This window comes from Entomomonas asaccharolytica, assembly GCF_016653615.1.
Classification (GTDB): domain Bacteria; phylum Pseudomonadota; class Gammaproteobacteria; order Pseudomonadales; family Pseudomonadaceae; genus Entomomonas; species Entomomonas asaccharolytica.
The window spans coordinates 1,381,541-1,399,547 of record NZ_CP067393.1 but is presented as its reverse complement, the minus strand read 5'-3'; the positions used below and the strand labels follow the sequence as shown (position 1 = coordinate 1,399,547).

The 18,007-nt window shown below is 36.6% G+C and carries 23 protein-coding genes; 3 read left to right on the top strand and 20 right to left on the bottom strand.

Annotated elements, in window-relative coordinates:
• Nucleotides 1–39: 39 nt before the first annotated feature.
• Both JHT90_RS06380 and JHT90_RS06375 read right to left on the bottom strand, forming a co-directional pair.
• On the bottom strand, nucleotides 40–345 hold the full coding sequence (locus tag JHT90_RS06380; RefSeq protein ID WP_201095327.1) for a hypothetical protein: 306 nt from the start codon (nucleotides 343–345) through the stop codon (nucleotides 40–42).
• An 82-nt stretch (nucleotides 346–427) separates the two neighbouring features.
• On the bottom strand, nucleotides 428–733 hold the full coding sequence (locus tag JHT90_RS06375) for a hypothetical protein (RefSeq protein ID WP_201095326.1): 306 nt from the start codon (nucleotides 731–733) through the stop codon (nucleotides 428–430).
• A gap of 622 nt (nucleotides 734–1,355) precedes the next feature.
• On the opposite strand from JHT90_RS06375, the gene JHT90_RS06370 reads away from it, so the two are divergent.
• Nucleotides 1,356–1,700, top strand: a complete 345-nt coding sequence (locus JHT90_RS06370) for a hypothetical protein (RefSeq protein ID WP_201095325.1) — start codon at nucleotides 1,356–1,358, stop codon at nucleotides 1,698–1,700.
• A 30-nt stretch (nucleotides 1,701–1,730) separates the two neighbouring features.
• Here the strand turns inward: JHT90_RS06370 and JHT90_RS06365 are convergent, their stop codons facing one another.
• From JHT90_RS06365 to JHT90_RS06285, 17 genes are all read right to left on the bottom strand, one after another.
• Nucleotides 1,731–3,302 (bottom strand): conjugal transfer protein TraG N-terminal domain-containing protein, encoded by a 1,572-nt coding sequence (locus JHT90_RS06365; RefSeq protein ID WP_201095323.1) that lies wholly within the window; start codon nucleotides 3,300–3,302, stop codon nucleotides 1,731–1,733.
• The gene (locus tag JHT90_RS06360) at nucleotides 3,292–3,636 is read right to left on the bottom strand and encodes a hypothetical protein (RefSeq protein ID WP_201095320.1); all 345 of its coding nucleotides are present in this window, start codon (nucleotides 3,634–3,636) and stop codon (nucleotides 3,292–3,294) included. Before JHT90_RS06360 ends, JHT90_RS06365 begins: the two co-directional genes overlap by 11 nt.
• Nucleotides 3,629–5,038 (bottom strand): integrating conjugative element protein, encoded by a 1,410-nt coding sequence (locus JHT90_RS06355; RefSeq protein WP_201095318.1) that lies wholly within the window; start codon nucleotides 5,036–5,038, stop codon nucleotides 3,629–3,631. The genes JHT90_RS06360 and JHT90_RS06355 overlap by 8 nt, the downstream gene beginning before the upstream one ends.
• A gap of 26 nt (nucleotides 5,039–5,064) precedes the next feature.
• Nucleotides 5,065–6,003 carry a TIGR03756 family integrating conjugative element protein gene (locus JHT90_RS06350; RefSeq protein ID WP_201095316.1) on the bottom strand — a complete coding sequence of 313 codons (939 nt, stop codon included), beginning with the start codon at nucleotides 6,001–6,003 and terminating at the stop codon, nucleotides 5,065–5,067.
• Between the two features lie 2 nt (nucleotides 6,004–6,005).
• Nucleotides 6,006–6,413, bottom strand: coding sequence for a TIGR03757 family integrating conjugative element protein (locus tag JHT90_RS06345; RefSeq protein WP_201095314.1), 408 nt, complete (start codon nucleotides 6,411–6,413; stop codon nucleotides 6,006–6,008).
• Between the two features lie 240 nt (nucleotides 6,414–6,653).
• A complete protein-coding gene (locus JHT90_RS06340) occupies nucleotides 6,654–7,478 on the bottom strand; it encodes a hypothetical protein (RefSeq protein WP_201095312.1) in 825 nt (274 codons plus the stop codon).
• A 188-nt stretch (nucleotides 7,479–7,666) separates the two neighbouring features.
• Entirely contained in the window at nucleotides 7,667–7,972 is a 306-nt protein-coding gene (locus JHT90_RS06335) for an HU family DNA-binding protein (protein ID WP_201095310.1), read from the bottom strand.
• A 56-nt stretch (nucleotides 7,973–8,028) separates the two neighbouring features.
• Nucleotides 8,029–8,169: a hypothetical protein gene (locus JHT90_RS06330; protein ID WP_201095308.1), complete on the bottom strand. Its 141-nt coding sequence runs from the start codon at nucleotides 8,167–8,169 to the stop codon at nucleotides 8,029–8,031.
• Nucleotides 8,170–8,267: 98 nt separating this feature from the next.
• A complete protein-coding gene (locus tag JHT90_RS06325) occupies nucleotides 8,268–11,144 on the bottom strand; it encodes a conjugative transfer ATPase (RefSeq protein ID WP_201095307.1) in 2,877 nt (958 codons plus the stop codon).
• Nucleotides 11,144–11,545, bottom strand: coding sequence for a TIGR03751 family conjugal transfer lipoprotein (locus JHT90_RS06320; RefSeq protein ID WP_201095306.1), 402 nt, complete (start codon nucleotides 11,543–11,545; stop codon nucleotides 11,144–11,146). The genes JHT90_RS06325 and JHT90_RS06320 overlap by 1 nt, the downstream gene beginning before the upstream one ends.
• Nucleotides 11,511–12,989: a TIGR03752 family integrating conjugative element protein gene (locus tag JHT90_RS06315; RefSeq protein WP_201095305.1), complete on the bottom strand. Its 1,479-nt coding sequence runs from the start codon at nucleotides 12,987–12,989 to the stop codon at nucleotides 11,511–11,513. The genes JHT90_RS06320 and JHT90_RS06315 overlap by 35 nt, the downstream gene beginning before the upstream one ends.
• Nucleotides 12,989–13,816: a TIGR03749 family integrating conjugative element protein gene (locus JHT90_RS06310; RefSeq protein ID WP_201095304.1), complete on the bottom strand. Its 828-nt coding sequence runs from the start codon at nucleotides 13,814–13,816 to the stop codon at nucleotides 12,989–12,991. The genes JHT90_RS06315 and JHT90_RS06310 overlap by 1 nt, the downstream gene beginning before the upstream one ends.
• Nucleotides 13,817–13,819: 3 nt before the next feature.
• Nucleotides 13,820–14,458, bottom strand: a complete 639-nt coding sequence (locus JHT90_RS06305; protein ID WP_201095303.1) for a PFL_4703 family integrating conjugative element protein — start codon at nucleotides 14,456–14,458, stop codon at nucleotides 13,820–13,822.
• Nucleotides 14,451–14,876, bottom strand: a complete 426-nt coding sequence (locus JHT90_RS06300; protein WP_201095301.1) for a TIGR03750 family conjugal transfer protein — start codon at nucleotides 14,874–14,876, stop codon at nucleotides 14,451–14,453. The genes JHT90_RS06305 and JHT90_RS06300 overlap by 8 nt, the downstream gene beginning before the upstream one ends.
• A gap of 9 nt (nucleotides 14,877–14,885) precedes the next feature.
• The gene (locus JHT90_RS06295; RefSeq protein WP_201095299.1) at nucleotides 14,886–15,239 is read right to left on the bottom strand and encodes a TIGR03745 family integrating conjugative element membrane protein; all 354 of its coding nucleotides are present in this window, start codon (nucleotides 15,237–15,239) and stop codon (nucleotides 14,886–14,888) included.
• Between the two features lie 23 nt (nucleotides 15,240–15,262).
• Nucleotides 15,263–15,493, bottom strand: coding sequence for a TIGR03758 family integrating conjugative element protein (locus JHT90_RS06290; protein WP_201095297.1), 231 nt, complete (start codon nucleotides 15,491–15,493; stop codon nucleotides 15,263–15,265).
• 3 nt (nucleotides 15,494–15,496) lie between these two features.
• Complete coding sequence (locus JHT90_RS06285) at nucleotides 15,497–15,814, bottom strand: integrative conjugative element protein, RAQPRD family (protein ID WP_201095296.1); 318 nt, start codon at nucleotides 15,812–15,814, stop codon at nucleotides 15,497–15,499.
• Between the two features lie 220 nt (nucleotides 15,815–16,034).
• Between JHT90_RS06285 and JHT90_RS06280 the strand changes: the two genes are divergently transcribed.
• The gene (locus JHT90_RS06280) at nucleotides 16,035–17,291 is read left to right on the top strand and encodes a hypothetical protein (protein WP_201095295.1); all 1,257 of its coding nucleotides are present in this window, start codon (nucleotides 16,035–16,037) and stop codon (nucleotides 17,289–17,291) included.
• A 127-nt stretch (nucleotides 17,292–17,418) separates the two neighbouring features.
• Nucleotides 17,419–17,631: a hypothetical protein gene (locus JHT90_RS06275; RefSeq protein ID WP_201095294.1), complete on the top strand. Its 213-nt coding sequence runs from the start codon at nucleotides 17,419–17,421 to the stop codon at nucleotides 17,629–17,631.
• Nucleotides 17,632–17,702: 71 nt separating this feature from the next.
• Here JHT90_RS06275 and JHT90_RS06270 read toward each other — a convergent pair whose 3' ends face one another.
• Nucleotides 17,703–17,990, bottom strand: a complete 288-nt coding sequence (locus tag JHT90_RS06270) for a hypothetical protein (protein WP_201095293.1) — start codon at nucleotides 17,988–17,990, stop codon at nucleotides 17,703–17,705.
• Between the last annotated feature and the right edge of the window lie 17 nt (nucleotides 17,991–18,007).

The window sequence follows — 18,007 nt, the reverse complement described above, 5'->3', positions numbered from 1 at the left end:
ATAGGGAAAGTATTTCCCTTATGGGTAAGTAATTGCAAATTAGCAATTTTCTTTTTTATGCTTTGTCTCTGGTTTAACTTGTACTAGTCCTTGCATTGCTAAAAAGTCATCTTTTGTAAAATTATCAGGTAATATAAAAATACCCTCTGAACACTCCAGAAACTTTTTACCTTTTATTTGAGATTTAGGTTCATCTGCAAATATTTCACACTGGATAGCACAAATCCTTCTAAACGAAGCATCTAATCTTTCTCGCTCCTCATCACTAAATAATCGTTTTTTAGTCCTAAAAACACTTAGCAATAAATGTTTGATAAAAAGATAAATAGAATTAATTACTTTCATGGTATTTCCTCTTTAAAAACTTAAGGAAATACCACTCCCATAAAGGAAAAGTATTCCCCTTATGGGTTAAAATTTATGGTCATTATTTCACTTCAGAAAAGTCAGTTAATACTGACAGTGAATTAAAATAATGTCGTTGAATCTTGTAACCAAGTTCATTGACATGAGTACCATAAATTATTTTCTCACTTTTAAACTGCCAATCTTCGTCACCTAAAATGTCCCTTGCCATTTGACAAGTAATCGCATCAGTAAAAGTAATGGTTATTTGGTTATCATTGATATAATGACAAACCACATTACAGATAATGATGCTTATCTTTATAGGTTCAACTTGATTAGCAGTTGCCCTACAATCATTAAATTGCAGTGTATAAGCGTTATCCATTTGTTTCTCCGATATAAACGGAGAAACACTCACCGCTTAACAGGGAAAGTATTTCCCCGTCTAGGTGGGTGGATAATTGATTGAATAATTTAGATAATAATATACAGCTTTATATCTAATAAATTGTTAGTGTGTCTGCATCATAATGCTGACATAATTTGCCTCCTATGTAATACATGGGAGGTGCCCTAGTGGGAACGCTCCCATAGGGTTATAAATTGACAATTTAGAAAGCACACATTACTAATATTTAGTAACCGTCGATGCTACCGTGCGCTTATATCGACTTTGCGGATAGACCATACAATCTAGTCAAATTGTACTGAGCTTTAAAGGTCTTTAGCTCACTGGGTAGGTACTAGTAACACTAGTAATCCATAACTATTTAATATAATCAAATATATTGTTATGTCAATGTTTTTCTAATCTCTATTGCTAAAATCTGCTATTTATATTTTCTCCACATCAGAGTTTCTATACTCTCATTTATCACCATGAACGAATCTATTACTAATAGATTCGTTACAAAATCAAGCCAAAAGTTTTTGCTGAAAACACTTTATTATTCTACTTAATAGTGGTATAAATAATTCAAACAGTAATTTAATTCATGGTACAAACAATGACTACTCAAACCAGACCAACAATATTTCAAAGGACTCGCAGAGTGCTTGGTCGTGGTTATGAACTAATTACGATTCAAGAACTGAAAATTGCTAGAGCTTTACAAAATAAAATACCTTGTGGTTATATTTTAACTCGTATTTTAGGTCTACTATTTAAACTAGCACTGATTGTTTTTTTAGTATTTATAGGTAGTTGGATATTATTTGGAGTTCTAGCTATCATGGCATTTTGGTTTTCTGATAGTAAGACTTCACAACAAATACTAGAAGAAACTATTGGCTCATCAGAACATCACCATAAATATCCTTGGCGATATGATGAGGATGGTAATTACAAATAAACTAAAAGGCTGATTATTCAGCCTTTTTTATTAACCTGGTTTTCCTTTAGCTGCTGCTTTTATTGCTCCTTCTACTATTTGTTTTGTGGTGTTTGCACCAGTAGCTGCTGCTGCACCTGATCCTGCTGTTCCCTTCTCTAATAAACCACTTATTGCTCCTCCAACATGATAACCAGCCCAAGCCATTGTAGAAACAAAAAACATGGGTAATATTAAAAACATTGCACCATTTACATAATCCATTACTTGAGATTGTACAGTACCATCTGAAACGATTGAGACAGGTAAAAAATAGCCTTTTGCCATTGATCCCCAACTTTCATTTTTATATAAAGCACTTAATAAAGATGAATCAGCCCATCGAGCTAATTCCCACCAAAAGGTCATAAAATGCAAAGTAAACATCCCAAAAGTTATTGTAAAGACAGTTTTCAAATTATAGGTACTGATTACCATTAAAATAGGCAAGGTAATAATAAGAGCCATAATTAAAAAAGCCTGTACCATCGGTAATGCAGTTCTAATAGCATTCATCTTAGGATAAAATTGTGCTTTTTCTGCAAATAATCCCACATTACTGACAGTATTGTTAATGCCATGACCAACATTATTAGCAATAGAAGGTCTACCACTTGCACCATATCCTTGAAATATTTCACCTGTAGATAAGGCTTTTTTCTGGTGTTCTGGACTCACCAGTTGACGTAATGTAGCATCTTCAACCTCTTTACTACTGGACCATGTAATCCAACCCTTTAAGCGAGTTAATAAGGTAGGGTCTACTGCATTTACTAAACGATCACGAAGCCCAATTGATGAGTCAGACCACCATTGTTTGCATGTTGGATAACCTCCCCCATTAGCGGTACGTGCACGTGCTGTATCTCTGGCTTCATTCCAAGGCCAATTCTTACGCGGTAATTTAGAATAAGCATTGTCATAATAGCCAGGTGTATTAAGTAGGTAGTCAGATCCTATCCATTTCACATCATAGGCTTGTGCATCCGTTAAAGAAGGTTTGTTATTGAAAAGCCTAGCTCTAGCAAGACCATAACAATCGTTGGTAAAGTCATAAACTTCTTGCAGTAAGATTGGATCTTCAATACGTGTTGTATCAACTTCCATTGATATTTGCCTAATATCAGGAGCACAAGGAATAGACGCTGTAGCTGCTGAAGTAATTCCTTTGCTAATTGCATGAATGAGCCACCACCATATAGGCACACTAGCCGACTGATCACCTATTGTTTCAAAACTAGTGGCATAGCCTGTTTTACTAGGTTCAGGTACACTCACTCCACAGGTAGTACTCCGACTTGAGTCAAATTTCATGTGTTCTAGTGAGATATTAAGCATCGGAATACAACAAAATAAGATCACCACATAGGCAGTAAAAAGTTTATTTTCAACCCTTGCTAAAGCTAATGCTCCTTTGTTACCTTCGTCTGCCCCTTCACCTCGTGCTGTAATCCATTCGTTGATAATAATGGAAATAAGTGGAATAGCAAATAAACCTGTTGCTACTAATGTATTCCAAATACTGTTGTTGATAATCCAAGCTAATAAGGTTAGGTAGTATTCTAAAAAACTATTAGTAGTCATTGATCATTCCCCATAGTTTTGAGCCTTCTACTAGGACGATCATGATTACAGCTAACCAACCTAACTTGTGCATTTTCTCAACACCTTCTTGGTTATTTTTTCTATGATAGATTTTTATGGTGGCATACCAGAAATACCCCACCACTATATAGATGACTAGTCGCCAAATAAGAAAGTACCAAGCAGCATTATTGAGTACTGTTTGCCATTGTTGAATACCACCCGATAATAAGGTACCTATTGATGAGATTAATAGGGCTGTTATTAGCATTAATAGGCAGAGGCCTGACACACTGGTTAGTATTTTCTTGGAGTATTGCCAGAATTTATTCATCGATACCACCTGTTGATTGTTGTGTCGTATTGAGTTTATTGAAACGATCTTTATCTGGATCTGCTGCTTCAATAGATCTTGAGGTGGCTGCATTGTAAGCTTGACGCTCTAGTACCATGCGAGCAGTGTTATTAGCTAGGGTTTGTCTTAAATCTAGCTCCATTTTGATGATTTCCATTTCATCTTTGAGGTGTTTGATATTGTTGGCTACCGCAATGGAAACAGGTTTCATTTCTTCTATACGTGGATTTTTTGACCCTGCTTGCATTAAACGTAATAGCATAAAGGCTTTTTCTAAAACAGAGGATAACGCTGTTTCTGAAGCTATACGTTGTGCAAGGATACCTTGATCAGGATCGTCTTTTAAGGCCTCTATCACGCCACGTGTCACTGGTAACATATCACTGGATACTTCTTTTAGGTTTTCAGGGGTAATGGGTTTAGCACCTGATAACAATTCTTGCATAAGTTCCAAACGTTTCTCATATTCTTCTTGTACCAGTGGTGTCAATCCTACCCCACCTGTTGAGTCAGAAGTTTTACATCCTTCAGTACGACAGGTTTGTCGTTCAGACTCTCCTACTACACGTTGAGCAAATTCTGTAGCTTCTTCAGGAGATTTCCACATCGTACAAGCAGCACCTCCTTTGCAATCACCTGTGCTAATAGAGGAGGTATCGCCTTCATCACGGTTATTAATAGCGTTATAACCTGCTTTGACGCTATCCGCAGTAATTTTAATAGGTTCTTGGTTGACCCCACCTGCTGCCATTCCTCCTAACCATGCCATACCATTTTGTCCTAAATTTTCTTCTAGGCCTTTCATAGCTGATACTGCGTCAACACCAGAGCCATCACCCAATGCTCCTGTAACTGCTCCATCTGCTGCACCTAACATATCTTGCATAGCTTGACCATCTGAGACAGCTCCAAAGGCAGCACTAGTGACTACATCTGCTAGTTTGGCAGACATGGCTTGGCAAGCTAGTTTTGATTTATCAAAATCTAATCTGCCTTGCAGTACACCATTGCTTAGTAGTTCATAAAGACCAGGATTAGCACGTTGGATTAACATCGCAGGTAGGCTTTGTACTGCCCCTGTTGCAGAGTCAACAACTTCGCCCATTAGTTGTTGAAAGCCATTAGTTATTCCATTAAGTTGGTTTTGTACAGTGGCCATCATATCCATGTTTCCGCAGATAAGATTGGAGTTCCACTCTAAACCTAGACCAATAGTATTTGGTTTGGTATAAGTAAGTGGTACACCTGAAGCATTACCACCACCTATACTGTACATAACATAATCTTCTACTACCTCTCCTGAAGTAGTAACACTGTAGTCTTTGGCTATGGATGTGCTAGCCATTGAAGCAATCAATAAAGCTAATAATGTTTTTTTCATCACTATTCCTTTTAATATTGGGAGGTTTAATTACCTATTGAGCCTAAGAAAATATCGCCTACTTTTTTACAACAACGGTAAGGTCGCCATAGAGCAAAAACATAAGCATCATTGGCACTACGTGTTGTCATTTCGGTATTAGGAAATACATCGCAAGTTTTTTCAGTAGAGGGTGATATTTGTTGCCATGTATGGGTACTATCATCATTTTCGATAACGGGTTGTTCTGGTGGCCAATAGCCATCACGGGCATGTCCTTTTATTTGGGTATAGACATGTGGTTGTCCTGATCGTGTTGTAATATCGGCTGCTCTCTGAGCTGCCATTGCTGCTGATTTATAATCATCAGGTTGAACAATGGTACCTTCTCTTGGATAAACATTACCCCACATATTGCCAGAGAATATGCTCCCTACTTCTCGCATACCAGGTGCTAAAGCTTCTGGATAAATCATTTCAGGAATACCAAAACGCCATCCAATGGTATCTAAGGTACTTAAAAAATAGGGATAAAAGGGTTGGGTAGCTGATTCGCAGGTATAACCACCATCTACTGCACTATAGGCATAGCCACCAGGGTGACCAATGACATCAGCATTTTTGAATTTGGCATGATTATTCCGTCCTCCATCACTTTGAACCATGCCTCCACCTCCTTCAGCACCAGGCACAGGTAAAGACATAGGACTTACCTCTTGCCAAGGGTTTGAACCTGTATCAGCATAGGTTGAGACTACTGCTTCAGGTACAAAATGCCTGACTTTCACTGATGTTTTTACTTTACATTTTGGATTGCACTCCATCCACAAACAAACACCTACTGGTGTCCACTGCATACAAGAAGGTGACATCGCTGAACTGGTTATCTCTGCTGTATTAGTTCCACCTCCCCCTAATTTTTGAGCATTAACAGGTGTCGCTATTACAAGCAATAGCATAGACAGTAAGCTGAATATCCATTTCATTTTCAGTTCCTCACTTGATAATCATTGATTAAAACTAGGGCTTGGCTAACATCGGCTTGCCCATATACCACATAGTTTTCACTTACTACTGCAGGTACTTTGGTAATACCCAGTTGCCAAGCTTTAGCAACTTGTAAGTAGCTTTCTATTAATGATTTTTGAAGCGTAGGATTGCTTATGCGTTCTGTTGCTTGTAGTTTTGCTTCTTCTGGCTTATTGGATAATCCCTCTGAAAGTATTTGTTCAATGTTGGATGGTTCATCCAAATAGATGACTTTATAATTACCTACGTTGTAAACAGGGTGTTTTTGATCAGTAAAGATAAGTACTTCAGCATTGCCTGTCGCAGTAGATAGAACACCTACCACAAGTAGCATGAAAAGTGCTATGGGTTTGGTAAGAATAGACATGTAATCTGGACCTCTTGTTTATCATGATGAGATCCAGATTAATATCTTATAGAAAAAATACAGCGTTTAAATAGAAATTGGTCAATTTCTATTTATTAGGGGTTAATTTATTAGACATTTTGTAGATAGTCAGCTATTTAAATGTATTGATGTGATTAACCCCGACAGTCGGCAACGAGCGAGGAGCTGACATAACGCCTACCAAGATGCGCCTTAGATTAGACATTCATAGATTTTTTGTTAAGTTCCTTGCTTATTATGAGGAGGGCCTAAATTTTTATCAGCATGCTCTGTACCAATATTGATTTCATTAGCAGCCCTTTCTGTAATAAAGAGAAGAGAACCCATATTTTTTTCAAAAATCTCCTGTATATGTGAATTATGAATATACGCATACCCATTAAGCCAGAATACAATATCCTCATCGATGTCTGAATGATAAGTTTTAATAAGTAATGTTTTTAACTCATCATCATTGCATCGATATATCAAATCCAATACATAAAATAAACTCTTTGTTTCAGACTGAAATGTTGTTTTACAATCTGACAATATGCTACTTAGCAAGTAAAAATCAAAACCACATCGGTTTTCTACAATAGTGTTGGACATCCTCGCCCAAATAGATATTCCTAATCTACGATAGCATTCAGAAACAAATGATGATTGGGTGATTTTATTCCCATTAACATCATAAAAGATCTTATCTGCTAGCGATCGATTTAAGTTTGAAATATAGCTTCTTAGGAGATTTATTCTAAACTCTCTCTCCATGATTTTTGTTTGAAACTCTGCCTTTTCAATTGACTTCATAGTCAATTCATGTGAAGCTTTATTATCTTGTGATGTCTTAAACAATGTATAGATTAAGGCTAGGATACTTAACGCTGAAAGAAGAGACCCTGTTGTTCCTGACATATAAGATCCAAAATCAGCCCATTTAGAAGAATCACTGGATAAATCGCCACTGAAGTTAATAAAAAAGACTATTGCAGGAATTGCACTCACCACAACAATAATGCACAGCACTAATAGCCATAGTGCATATTTTTTTATTTTAGACAATTAAAGCTCCCTAATGTTTGACGCTGTGTTTAAGAACATAATTCAACCAACATATGCGGAAACAGCAACAGAAGACCATCGTTGTACTCGGCATTGCTACGGCTGCTTGTGGCACAAAGCAGTCTGTCAGATTAGATCTTAACTAATTCACGTCAAAATCGCCTGGTAATCACACTAATACATATTAACTATTGTTTCTTAGTTTTCGCTTTTGTTTTAGCTGCTGCTACACTTTCTTTTAGTGTTTTACCTGCTTTAAATAATGGAGCTTTTTTAGCAGGTATTTTAATGGGTTTGCCAGTTTGTAAGTTTCTAGCCATACGTGCTGCTCTTTCTTTTACTAGGAAAGTACCAAAACCTACTAAAACTACTGATTGACCAGTTTGCAAGGTTTCAGTCACTGTTTCTAAAAAAGCATTAAGAACTTTGGTTGCTTCAGTATTTGGAATATCTGCTTTTTCGCCTATTGCCTTGATAAGTTCAGCTTTGTTCATTACTTACTCCTAAAAAAATATATCTTTGCAAAAAAATTATATCACATTGAATTATATTAACTAATTATTGTTATCCTTAATTCAGGCAAATACTGCAAACAGGTACTTTCTACTATTGTTGCTAAACTTTCTCGTGCTTTTCTTAAATCAATAACTGGAGCAATCCTGTCATAAAACTTTTGTGTAAAATCAGTCATACTATATTTCTTCCTATTATTTATTAAAGTAAATTGTTTATAAAAACAATATTTAGCGTATCAATTGTAAAATCATTTAAATTTAAGCCATTTCTGTTTCACTTCTCACTTTCAAAAAAATGTCGCCAAGGTAAAGTATCCACTCCTCTGCTCTTATCCATCATTTCAGCTTTAATAAATACTGCTTCTAACTCTGAACAGTTATGCGCTTTCATGATTTCAAAACGTTCACGTTTCTCTTCAGGTTCAGTTTCAGCTAATGCTAAGATTAAACTAGGAGGTACTGCTCTAAACATCAGTTCTTTAGTTTTTGAAAGCACTACACCTTCCGTATATTTACGGGGTTCTTTAGTCGCTGAAAGAAGTAGTTGTTTCTGTGGTGTATTTAAGCTTTTAAATCTTGCAATCGCTTCTACTTCATCAGGTGGCATATTTAAGCAGGTCCACCATTCGATCATGTTCAACATCGTTTCGGCTGCATTAGGAAAGTCTGCTAAGTTTTGGGTGGCTAGCCAGAACCATGCGCCCAGTTTTCGCCACATTTTTGTGATTTTTACTGCATAAGGAGCAACCAGTGGGTTTTTGGTAATGATATGGCCTTCATCTGTTACCATGATAATAGGCCTACCATCGTATTGATCACGTTCAGCTATATTGTTAACGGTATTCATTAAGGAGATATAGCTAATAGCCATTTGTGCTTCGTAGCCTTCACGGGCATAGGTAGCTAGGTCTACGATAGTAACATCGCTTTCAGGCCAACTAGCCCCTTTTCTATTAAAGATTTCACCATCAAAACCTTGGGTAAAGAGTAAGATGGATTCTGCCATTTCATTAATACGTTCGCTGCGGTTTTCTTTTATAACGGGGTCTTTGGCTGCTTCTTTTAAAGCAAAGTAGACATCCTCAGTAAGTATTGGTCTATTTTCTTTAACGCACTTGGTGGCAGCATCTAATATACATTGACGGATTAGACTGCGATCTGCGCGGCTTAGTTTGTGATCTTCTTTGGCTTCTCCGCCTGTAATCATAAGTCGTGCAATAATTTCCATTTCACCTAGAATATCACGTTGTGAATCACCTTCTTCATCCTCTTCTTCAACTTCAGGTGCTTCAGCATCAACATCAAGATTAGCTACTATATCAGGCCTTTCAACCAATAATCTTGCATCAGCAAAGGGAGCTAGGGTGATACCACTGCCCATTTTTAATGATACTTGGTTAACGGTTAAATCTAATTTTTTAAAGAATTGTCCCAATAAACCAAAGGAGTTACCTGCTTCCACTATAAAGATACGTGGTCGATAAACTGCCATTACTTGTATCATTAATGCCACTAAGGAAGCTGATTTACCTGATCCAGTAGGACCAAAGATAAGCATATGGGCATTCATTGATCTATCTTGTTGTGAGAGAGGATCAAAGGTGACAGTACCTCCTCCTCGATTAAAAAATGAGATACAAGGATGACCTGTTCCTGTGGTTCTTCCCCATAACGGGGATAAGTTAGCAATATGTTGCGCAAAATAGAGTCTGGTATACCATTGTTTAGGATCTTCATTAGGATTAAAGACCATTGGTAGCCAACGTAGATAGCTATTACAAGCAGCTACTTCTTCACCTTCTTTAACAGGTTGTAGCCCTGCACTGGTTAAAATATTGTTGAGTAAGATAACTTTATGTTGCAGGGTTCGTTCATCAACTGCCTTCAGATAAAAAGCTATACTACCTCGATAGAGTTTGTGTTTGGAAGCAATTATATGACGTGCTTTTTTTACATCACTACGGGTAGTAGTTGAAGCTAAGTTTTCACCAATCGCTTTTTTATCAAGCATATTAAGCCGATCTTCAAGTATATCTTGTGGTGTTACTAGCATGGTGATGGTTAGGGTGGTATCTTCAGGAAACTGATCAAAAAGCGCATTAAGCTGATCACCTGTATGTGTTTCACCTGTGATTTGCCCTATTTTAGGGGCATTACGGATTTGATCTACTAACACGACGGTATGAGGTATATTGTCAAAGTACCAAATACCTTTATCTACGTCACTGGTAGGTTCACTAAAAAACAGTCTTTCCGCAAAGTCATGGTCAAATGGTAGATCCAATAGTTGTGGATCATCAGGATCATTGGCTTTGGGTTCTAAGTGCTGTACTTTACGATAGAAGTCAATGGGATCATCATCGGTTAAGCTTGGTTTAGGATTAAACCAAGGCATTAACCAATCATAGAAGTCATGTCCATTCATGCGTTGGCTCTTAACCCCTGCACCACTTAAACCTACTACTACACGTTCACACGCTTGATTGAGTTTGTGTTCAGGTCTTTGGGTGCTGTCTTTCACTTTATGGTTAGGCATTAACCAACGATAGATCACTAATCTCACTCTTCGATTTTTACCACGCCAAGGCAATTTGGTAATGCGAGTATCTTCAAACAGGCCTCCTTGTTTGGCGATAGTGCGTGTATGGTGTTCCATGACAGAAATATAGTGCTCAGTGAGTGCTGTACCTCTGGCTTGCGGTTTAATATAGTTTTGTAGGTTTCTAATATAGGGGGTAAAGTCGTTGTCATCTTGGCAATAAAACTGTACTACCCAAGGCGCAGTATCAAATTCATCAAAACTATCTTGTAGTACATCTTCTACCGTATCTCTAGCTGTTTGTAGCCACTCTGCTGTTCTTCCTTCAGTACCAATAGGCGTTAGTTCAAAGATGGCTCCCATTGATTGATTATCTTCTAATAGAAAGCATTGTGAATCAGCTAAGTATTCAACATAGGGTAGATAATCAGTAAAGCCTGGTTCATGGCTATAGAGTTTAGTTTGCTCATCCATTTTGGTAGCTCTACGCTGTTTAGGATGTCGCCAATGCTGTTCGCCTGTTGTGGCTTCAGTAACTATTTCGTCTGATGGTTGCTTCTCTTGCGTAGGCGTCTGCTTTTTGCTAAAGCGTTGCTTTAAACGAGTTAACATCAATAGTCCTCCGTGCGCTCACCAGGTAGTGCATATTGTATTTTGGTATACAGGGGGAATACCGTTGAATATCCTGGTATAGGAGCTTGTTCAGCACCTGCTAAATGGGGATAAACATACATGATTAAATCAGGGTTAGGCAGTCGTTGAAACTGGCTATTGATTTCATTAATGGCTGTACGACTATAGGGTTCTTGTAAGTCATGAGGTACATCCATAGCACGTCTTAATGTAGAACGTGCATCTAGTAAGTTTTGGTTAGTCCCTGCGGTACCTGAACTATTAAATATTTCTTGCATGGTTACACCATCATTCGGAAACATTTTATCTTTACTGGTGTAACAGCCTGTTAAGGCTGTTATTAAACTAATCAAGATGAGTATTTTTGATAATTTGTTCATTGTGTCTTACCTTTCTACCATTAAGTTCATAATCAATCATTATTTCTTGGTCTATATGTACTGCAATTTCTGCATGAGGTGCTACATAGATAGCTGCGAAGGCCTCACCATAGAGTTTGTTTATCCAGTTACGAACATCTTCTACACCACCTGAAAGAATGGTATTTAATGCGCCATTACGATCACTGGAGGTGCTGTTATTACCACTGCTGTAATAACCTCCATTGCTACCTTTATCGTCTTTACTTAATACGGAAGCGAGACCTGCACCTGCGGCAGTAATTAATGATTGGGTACCTATGTATTCTTTAGCGTTGGATTTACGTTCACCTGATACACAAGGGATACCTATAGGATCTGAGATATAACCTAATCCACCTTTAATTTTGCTAGTATTGGAGTTAGAAGAGTTGTTACTGCTACCATTGGAACGTGACACTTTTTCAGGTTCTGGTACTGTACGAATAGTGCCATCTTCAAAAATAAAGGTAATGGATTCTATTTGTCCTCTTACACAAGAAAGTGTCCAATCACCTGTAGCAGTACCTGACATCACTGCACCTGTTACTTCAGGCAGGTCGAAACCATTGGCGGCTAAATTATCTTTACCTACCAGTACTTTGAAGGGATAAGGATCATTAACTGTTCCATCAACAGGTACTCGACCAATTAAGGCGGTCATTGCTAATGAACCCATAAAGGTGGAGTTTTGGGCGATGGTGTACATAGGCTTTTCGTCTTTGAAACGATCAGCATCGGTATACTGTACTTTGCGTAGCTCAAGTGGCTTTTTCACTTGATCTAAGCTGTCATTAAAGCTTTGTTGTTTTTCTGATACTGTACTACTAAACGCATTAGGAAAGGCAAACCCTGTATTTTTTTGGCTAGCTCTTGGATCAACTATTTGTGCATCGTTAGGTTCTATCCAAATAGTACCAATGGTTTCTTCTTCTACTTGAGATCCGCCAATAGGTAATGCTTGCTGTTGCGTGTTGTTTAGATCACCAATCTTACCTTGTAAAAAATTGAATTTATCCATAATTCCTTTGGTTTTATTATCAAAGTTTTTATTGGCAGCTTCTTGTGCTTTTTCAATTTCTTTACGAGCATTTAAAGTGGCATCACTGACTGCTTTACGAATTTGTTGATCAAAGATTTCCTCACGTTCTTTTAGACGTGCATTTTCCTTCAGTAGGTTGTCATTTTTGTCTTTAACATCTTTGATTTCACTACGAGTAGCTTTCATTTGGCCTAATAAGGTAGCTAGCGTATCTTTTGCTGTATCACCTTCAATACCCAAGGCACGTGCCTCTTCAGCAGTAAGTTCTAAGCTTGGATCATGGTTGTTATTGGTATTTTTAGAGGAGCTAGTGCCAAAAATTAATACAGCAATAAATGCCACTACGCCTACTACAATGACTTTCAGTAGTGTATTACTTTTCATTAAGCTTTCTCCTCAATCACAATAGCGGTAAAGAGGAATTTCTCAAGGCTAGCACCACGAGTGACTAGGTAAAGTGTGGTGGTATCTTCTGCGGTCTTGATTTCACCTAAATAGGTATGTTGAAAAGTAGCTGCATAGAAATTACCCTGTAACTTGCGTGGGTCTAAATCAATACGATTAAATCCTTTATTAGTGAGCTTTATCGCTGTCACATAGTAATCACCTAAACGCCAAGCCACTAAAGCTTTAGCTTCTATTGGATAGGTAGGCATTAGGGTCTTTAGTTGAGCATGGGTAACTTTGACAGGAACTCGACTAACCCCTGCTAAAGGTTCTATGGTGCGTAAGGGTGTATACAGTGATTGAGCAGCATAGCGTGTTAATGCTATAGGTGCAGGTATTTTAAGTGACTCAGTAACTTGTTGATTATGTGCTACCTGTTCTTCAGTAGTTAAATTAAGCTGAGCGTCTTTTTCATCGATGATTTTAACGGGTTCTAAGGCATTTTCACCATTGATCGTAGCCACATCAATAATAATAATTTCTCCCGTTTCCACTACTTGTACTTGTAGGCGTGAAGGCATTATTTGTTCAGTAGCTAGTAGGTATAATGCACCCCCAGTGGATTGCACACGTAGTTTACTTCTTAATGAAGCATCCATTCCTACACGAACATTTTTATCAATAAAGATCACACGCTCTTGATTTAACACTAAGGGAACAGCAAGTGGTAGTCGTTGCCATTTTAGTATTTCTACTGCTGAAGCTGAGAAAGAGACAATCAGGAGCATACTGACTAATAGCCATTGTTTAAAAAAGTTGATCATGGTTTATTTCCCCTCTGGTATCTCTAGTTTCTGTGGAGTTGAGTCAAAACAATCGAGTACAAGCCCAAATGGATTATGCTCAGGATCTGCATCAAATCTCAGCACCCGTAATGGATAACGTGCTACGGCTCTTTTAACTGGTTCTGACATGTAGTATTCATCAGCATTAAGGTCTAGGTTGACTCGCCACGTATTTTTATCCAGTTGTTTCACTCTTAAGGTAGGATCTTCAGCGTAACTACGACCTAAGATTTCATATACACCACGAACACGATTACGCAGTTCCCCTGCATAGCTTCTTTTTTGAAAGTCATCTTCTAAGATCGCTTTACAGCTACTTGTTAGATAAGCTTGATAAGCATTGATATTTTTTTTGTAATCCGTTTCACCATTAGTAGGCCAACGGTTTATTTGGGTAAATAGATACAGGGCAAAGCTATAAATATTTTCTGGTGGAATATCCCACCATAATCTTGTACTCCCTGCCCTTAAGTCAGGAGGAACATGTACAGTTAGTTTTTCAGGAGCTTTACTCCATCCATAGCCAAAATAGAGACAGATAGCTATTAAGCCTATGACTATAATTCTTAGTGTTAAAATGTGTGCTTTCTGTGCGTCAGCAAAATTCTTATACCTACTCATTCGTTTGCCCACTTATTTTTTGAAGAAGTTTTGTTCGTGATGGTTCACTACGTCTAATTGTCCAATGACCCGAACGAGTAATTAATGGTTTACCAAACTTAAACCCTAGTTTGTACTGTATTACCCATTGAACCTTACGGTAAAACCATGTATCTGGTTTATTACGTTTTAATCGTCTTAATAAGCTTGAGGTAGACATTAAAATAAACCCTGTGATCACAAACATAACAGTTGGAATCAATGCAGGTTTACCAAACATTAAAAAGGTAATAATCCCTGCTACTAGCCCTATCACAATACCTATCACAAAGGTGGCTATTACTTCATCTGAAGTAAGTCCCCGCATTACTACGGGGAACCTATTTAGATTTTCAGGTAAGAATGTAACAGTACCTTCTTTGTTACTGAAATCATCCATTGTTTTACCTTAACGACTGGAAGCTGCATCATTGGCTTGGTTAAGTAGCCAAATAGCAATAACAATAATGATTGCACCGATAATGACGCAGATAGCTAAATCACCCCATGTTTTCTTGCCTTTTTGAACTTCACCAAATACCACTACAGACCAATAAGCCACTGCAATAAAAGCAATGACACAGATACCGATCCCTAAAATATTGGCACTGGCTTTTAGCCATTCAAATATTTGATCTAGCAACCCTCCTGAATCATTTGGACTTTGCGCTTGGGGTAAAGCAGCCTTTGCCTGAGCAGTGGCTAATGCACACATAAATAGTGCAATATGTTCACGCCAAGTTGTTTTTAATCGTTTTAGCATCGTATATCTCCATTTCTTAAGCTTTAAAGCACAACGTAAAATAAGATTCCCAACGTAAAAGCCATACGCACCATTCCACCCATCAATTTACCTAGCGGTACATTGCCAGCAGCCCATCCTCGATAAAGCGTTACTACGGTCCAAGCCGCCCATATAAAAGCCATCGCACAAACAAAACTAAGACAAAGTAGTCCTAATTTATCGATGGCCATTCCTGAAGAACTTGTGAAAGCTGCTTTTTGTGCTTCATTCATGAGTTACTCCTTACTATCAGCACGATAATCTGTGCTTAATTCGTAAAGCTCTCTTGGTTGTGCACGAGAAGGATCAAGGTAATTCAAAATACCTTGGCGAATAGCTTGTATGTCTTTGTTGAATTGTTGGTAATCGAAACTAAAACGATCATTAACAGATGTAGATTTATTGGCATTACTTTGCTTTGCCAAAACTTCTGCATTATCTAGTTGAATTAAAATTAAACGTAATTGCTCACGCTCATAAGCAGAACTAGCCATTACATTAAATGCTAATAAACTAAAAACAATAACTACTAATTGACGACAAAAAATGCTCATTAAACAAACTCCATACAATGATGTTTTAGCGTTTAATAAGCTTCCTAAAAAATGGACTTAAATTATGCAGTTAAATAGAAATAGGCTAAAACCTATTAATTGAGGGTAGATTTCAAACAGGGAATTTATTATGCAGTTATGTTTTTTACAAAGTAGCTACAGTCAGCTATATTAATAGGTTAATTATTTAAGACATGACTTATATACAAGGATTTTGTTAATGACAGACGTTAATAACAACAATAAGCTTGAACCACCAGTAACACAAAATAACCAACATGTTAACACTGTTAACAACAAAATAGATATTGTGTCTAATAAGAAGTATGAGAAACAAATCTTTCCTTCTTCATTAAGTCAAACTCTCTACAATTGGGCAGGTTTTTTTCTACAATCCTTAACACTTTTAACAAGTTTTTTTAGTTTTATAATTGCTTTAATTATTTTTGATTTATTGCAAAAATTGGATGCAATTGATCTATATAACTCTTCTCTGGCTTCATTTAGTAGCTTACTTAGTATTGTTTTGGTTGCATTTATCTTTGCTTTTACATTCTGTGTTCTTGTTTTTACCCCTACTATAATAGCTACAATGCTAGTAACCACTAACTATAACGAAAATAAAATTCCCACTTCACTTATAATGGCTTATTTTCTTACCCCTTTAGCATTTATTATTTATTTTTGGTCATCTTGGGAGTTTACTAAAACTCTTTCTGTCGAGGAAATCCTTTGCATAGTAGCTCTAATCTTAATAGGTGTACTATTTATTCCTAGTAATTTTAAACCATACACTACTATCTGGCTTTCCATTTATCACAGTCTAACAAAAAAGAATAAAATTGAATTTTTATTCATCATCGTTTTTATCTTTATTGCCACCATACTACCAATTCCAAACTTCGCAAGTTTAAATAATTTTTTTGTAGACTCCTTAGAAAGTAAGCCCGTAAGAATTTCTATTATTATTACTTCAATATTAGGATATATCCCTGGCTGTGTTTATCTTGCACTTAAAAGCTCTAATCATAAGGCTGCTAGTATCATTACAAAAATTCTTGTCATTATAGTAATACTAGCCATATTGAGCCTGATCGTTTCTCCATTAGCCTATAAAACTATTATTTTAAAAAATTCAGGCATTTATAACGATCAAGAACAACATTTTTTATTAATTAATGACAGTTATAAAAAAGCAATTTTAACAAAGCTATTAACAACTGATAATTATGATAAAGATGAAGTTAATGATGAAACTAAAATAAAAGCTAAGTTCTTAGAAAGTAATATCTTCCCTGCTTACACTCAATACTTTCTTGGAAATAATCGTGTGCTATGTAAAAAACCTTTCCCACCACACAAATTAACAAAAAATACGAGACTTAAAAACTGCATTACCTTTAAAGACTCAGATATAGCTATTATTTATGTAGAAACTTCTAATGATGATCAAAAACATAATGCCAAAGAGAACTAAGTAGTTATTGTAAAAAATACAATTGATGACTTGGATCACCAATTAGTTTTTATAAAGCAAAACCATACTTGAAAGCCATTCTTTTATCCCTATATTTATTTTTTAAAGTAATATAGGAGTTGGAAAAATGACCGACAACAAATTTGTTAACTTTCAAGAAGACCACGAATTAAATTATCAACTTAAAAAACATGAACTCAGACAGACCGAAGCTAATCGTGAGAAGCTTCAAGAAATTGGTAAACAGACTAGAAAAGATACTAACAAAAGAAAATTAACCCAAGATGAAGTATCTTCAGCTATTAGCAGGAATAAAAATCAATTTGAAAAGAAAAAATAACTATTTTTAAGGGGTATTACTTATTTTGGTAATACCTTTTTTATATATTTACTGTTAACAGTGTTAACAGACTAAATAGCTCTTTTCCAAAACAATATAATGCCATCAGTCAGATTATAGGCTGTGCCTCTGGTGATAGATTGTTCTGTTACTTGCATTTCAACTGCCTTTAAAACAGCTTGGGTATTGATAAGTTCATACCCTTGCTTTTCATATTGATTCACATGCGCTTCAAGCTCTGATAATATTAATTTATCATCAGGTTCTTTAGGTTGTTCTTGCTTTTTAAATAATAGGCCTGTTTTATTTACTACATGAGGAATCTTAAAATAACTAGTGGTATGTCGGTAACGTTGCATAGTAACTCCTGAAGTAA

Bases quoted from the DNA above. Each gene is read 5' to 3' on its own strand.
- JHT90_RS06380 (WP_201095327.1), bottom strand. From the start codon at position 345: ATGAAAGTAATTAATTCTATTTATCTTTTTATCAAACATTTATTGCTA.
- JHT90_RS06375 (WP_201095326.1), bottom strand. From the start codon at position 733: ATGGATAACGCTTATACACTGCAATTTAATGATTGTAGGGCAACTGCT.
- JHT90_RS06370 (WP_201095325.1), top strand. From the start codon at position 1,356: ATGACTACTCAAACCAGACCAACAATATTTCAAAGGACTCGCAGAGTG.
- JHT90_RS06365 (WP_201095323.1), bottom strand. From the start codon at position 3,302: ATGACTACTAATAGTTTTTTAGAATACTACCTAACCTTATTAGCTTGG.
- JHT90_RS06360 (WP_201095320.1), bottom strand. From the start codon at position 3,636: ATGAATAAATTCTGGCAATACTCCAAGAAAATACTAACCAGTGTGTCA.
- JHT90_RS06355 (WP_201095318.1), bottom strand. From the start codon at position 5,038: ATGAAAAAAACATTATTAGCTTTATTGATTGCTTCAATGGCTAGCACA.
- JHT90_RS06350 (WP_201095316.1), bottom strand. From the start codon at position 6,003: ATGAAATGGATATTCAGCTTACTGTCTATGCTATTGCTTGTAATAGCG.
- JHT90_RS06345 (WP_201095314.1), bottom strand. From the start codon at position 6,413: ATGTCTATTCTTACCAAACCCATAGCACTTTTCATGCTACTTGTGGTA.
- JHT90_RS06335 (WP_201095310.1), bottom strand. From the start codon at position 7,972: ATGAACAAAGCTGAACTTATCAAGGCAATAGGCGAAAAAGCAGATATT.
- JHT90_RS06330 (WP_201095308.1), bottom strand. From the start codon at position 8,169: ATGACTGATTTTACACAAAAGTTTTATGACAGGATTGCTCCAGTTATT.
- JHT90_RS06325 (WP_201095307.1), bottom strand. From the start codon at position 11,144: ATGTTAACTCGTTTAAAGCAACGCTTTAGCAAAAAGCAGACGCCTACG.
- JHT90_RS06320 (WP_201095306.1), bottom strand. From the start codon at position 11,545: ATGAACAAATTATCAAAAATACTCATCTTGATTAGTTTAATAACAGCC.
- JHT90_RS06315 (WP_201095305.1), bottom strand. From the start codon at position 12,989: ATGAAAAGTAATACACTACTGAAAGTCATTGTAGTAGGCGTAGTGGCA.
- JHT90_RS06310 (WP_201095304.1), bottom strand. From the start codon at position 13,816: ATGATCAACTTTTTTAAACAATGGCTATTAGTCAGTATGCTCCTGATT.
- JHT90_RS06305 (WP_201095303.1), bottom strand. From the start codon at position 14,458: ATGAGTAGGTATAAGAATTTTGCTGACGCACAGAAAGCACACATTTTA.
- JHT90_RS06300 (WP_201095301.1), bottom strand. From the start codon at position 14,876: ATGGATGATTTCAGTAACAAAGAAGGTACTGTTACATTCTTACCTGAA.
- JHT90_RS06295 (WP_201095299.1), bottom strand. From the start codon at position 15,239: ATGCTAAAACGATTAAAAACAACTTGGCGTGAACATATTGCACTATTT.
- JHT90_RS06290 (WP_201095297.1), bottom strand. From the start codon at position 15,493: ATGAATGAAGCACAAAAAGCAGCTTTCACAAGTTCTTCAGGAATGGCC.
- JHT90_RS06285 (WP_201095296.1), bottom strand. From the start codon at position 15,814: ATGAGCATTTTTTGTCGTCAATTAGTAGTTATTGTTTTTAGTTTATTA.
- JHT90_RS06280 (WP_201095295.1), top strand. From the start codon at position 16,035: ATGACAGACGTTAATAACAACAATAAGCTTGAACCACCAGTAACACAA.
- JHT90_RS06275 (WP_201095294.1), top strand. From the start codon at position 17,419: ATGACCGACAACAAATTTGTTAACTTTCAAGAAGACCACGAATTAAAT.
- JHT90_RS06270 (WP_201095293.1), bottom strand. From the start codon at position 17,990: ATGCAACGTTACCGACATACCACTAGTTATTTTAAGATTCCTCATGTA.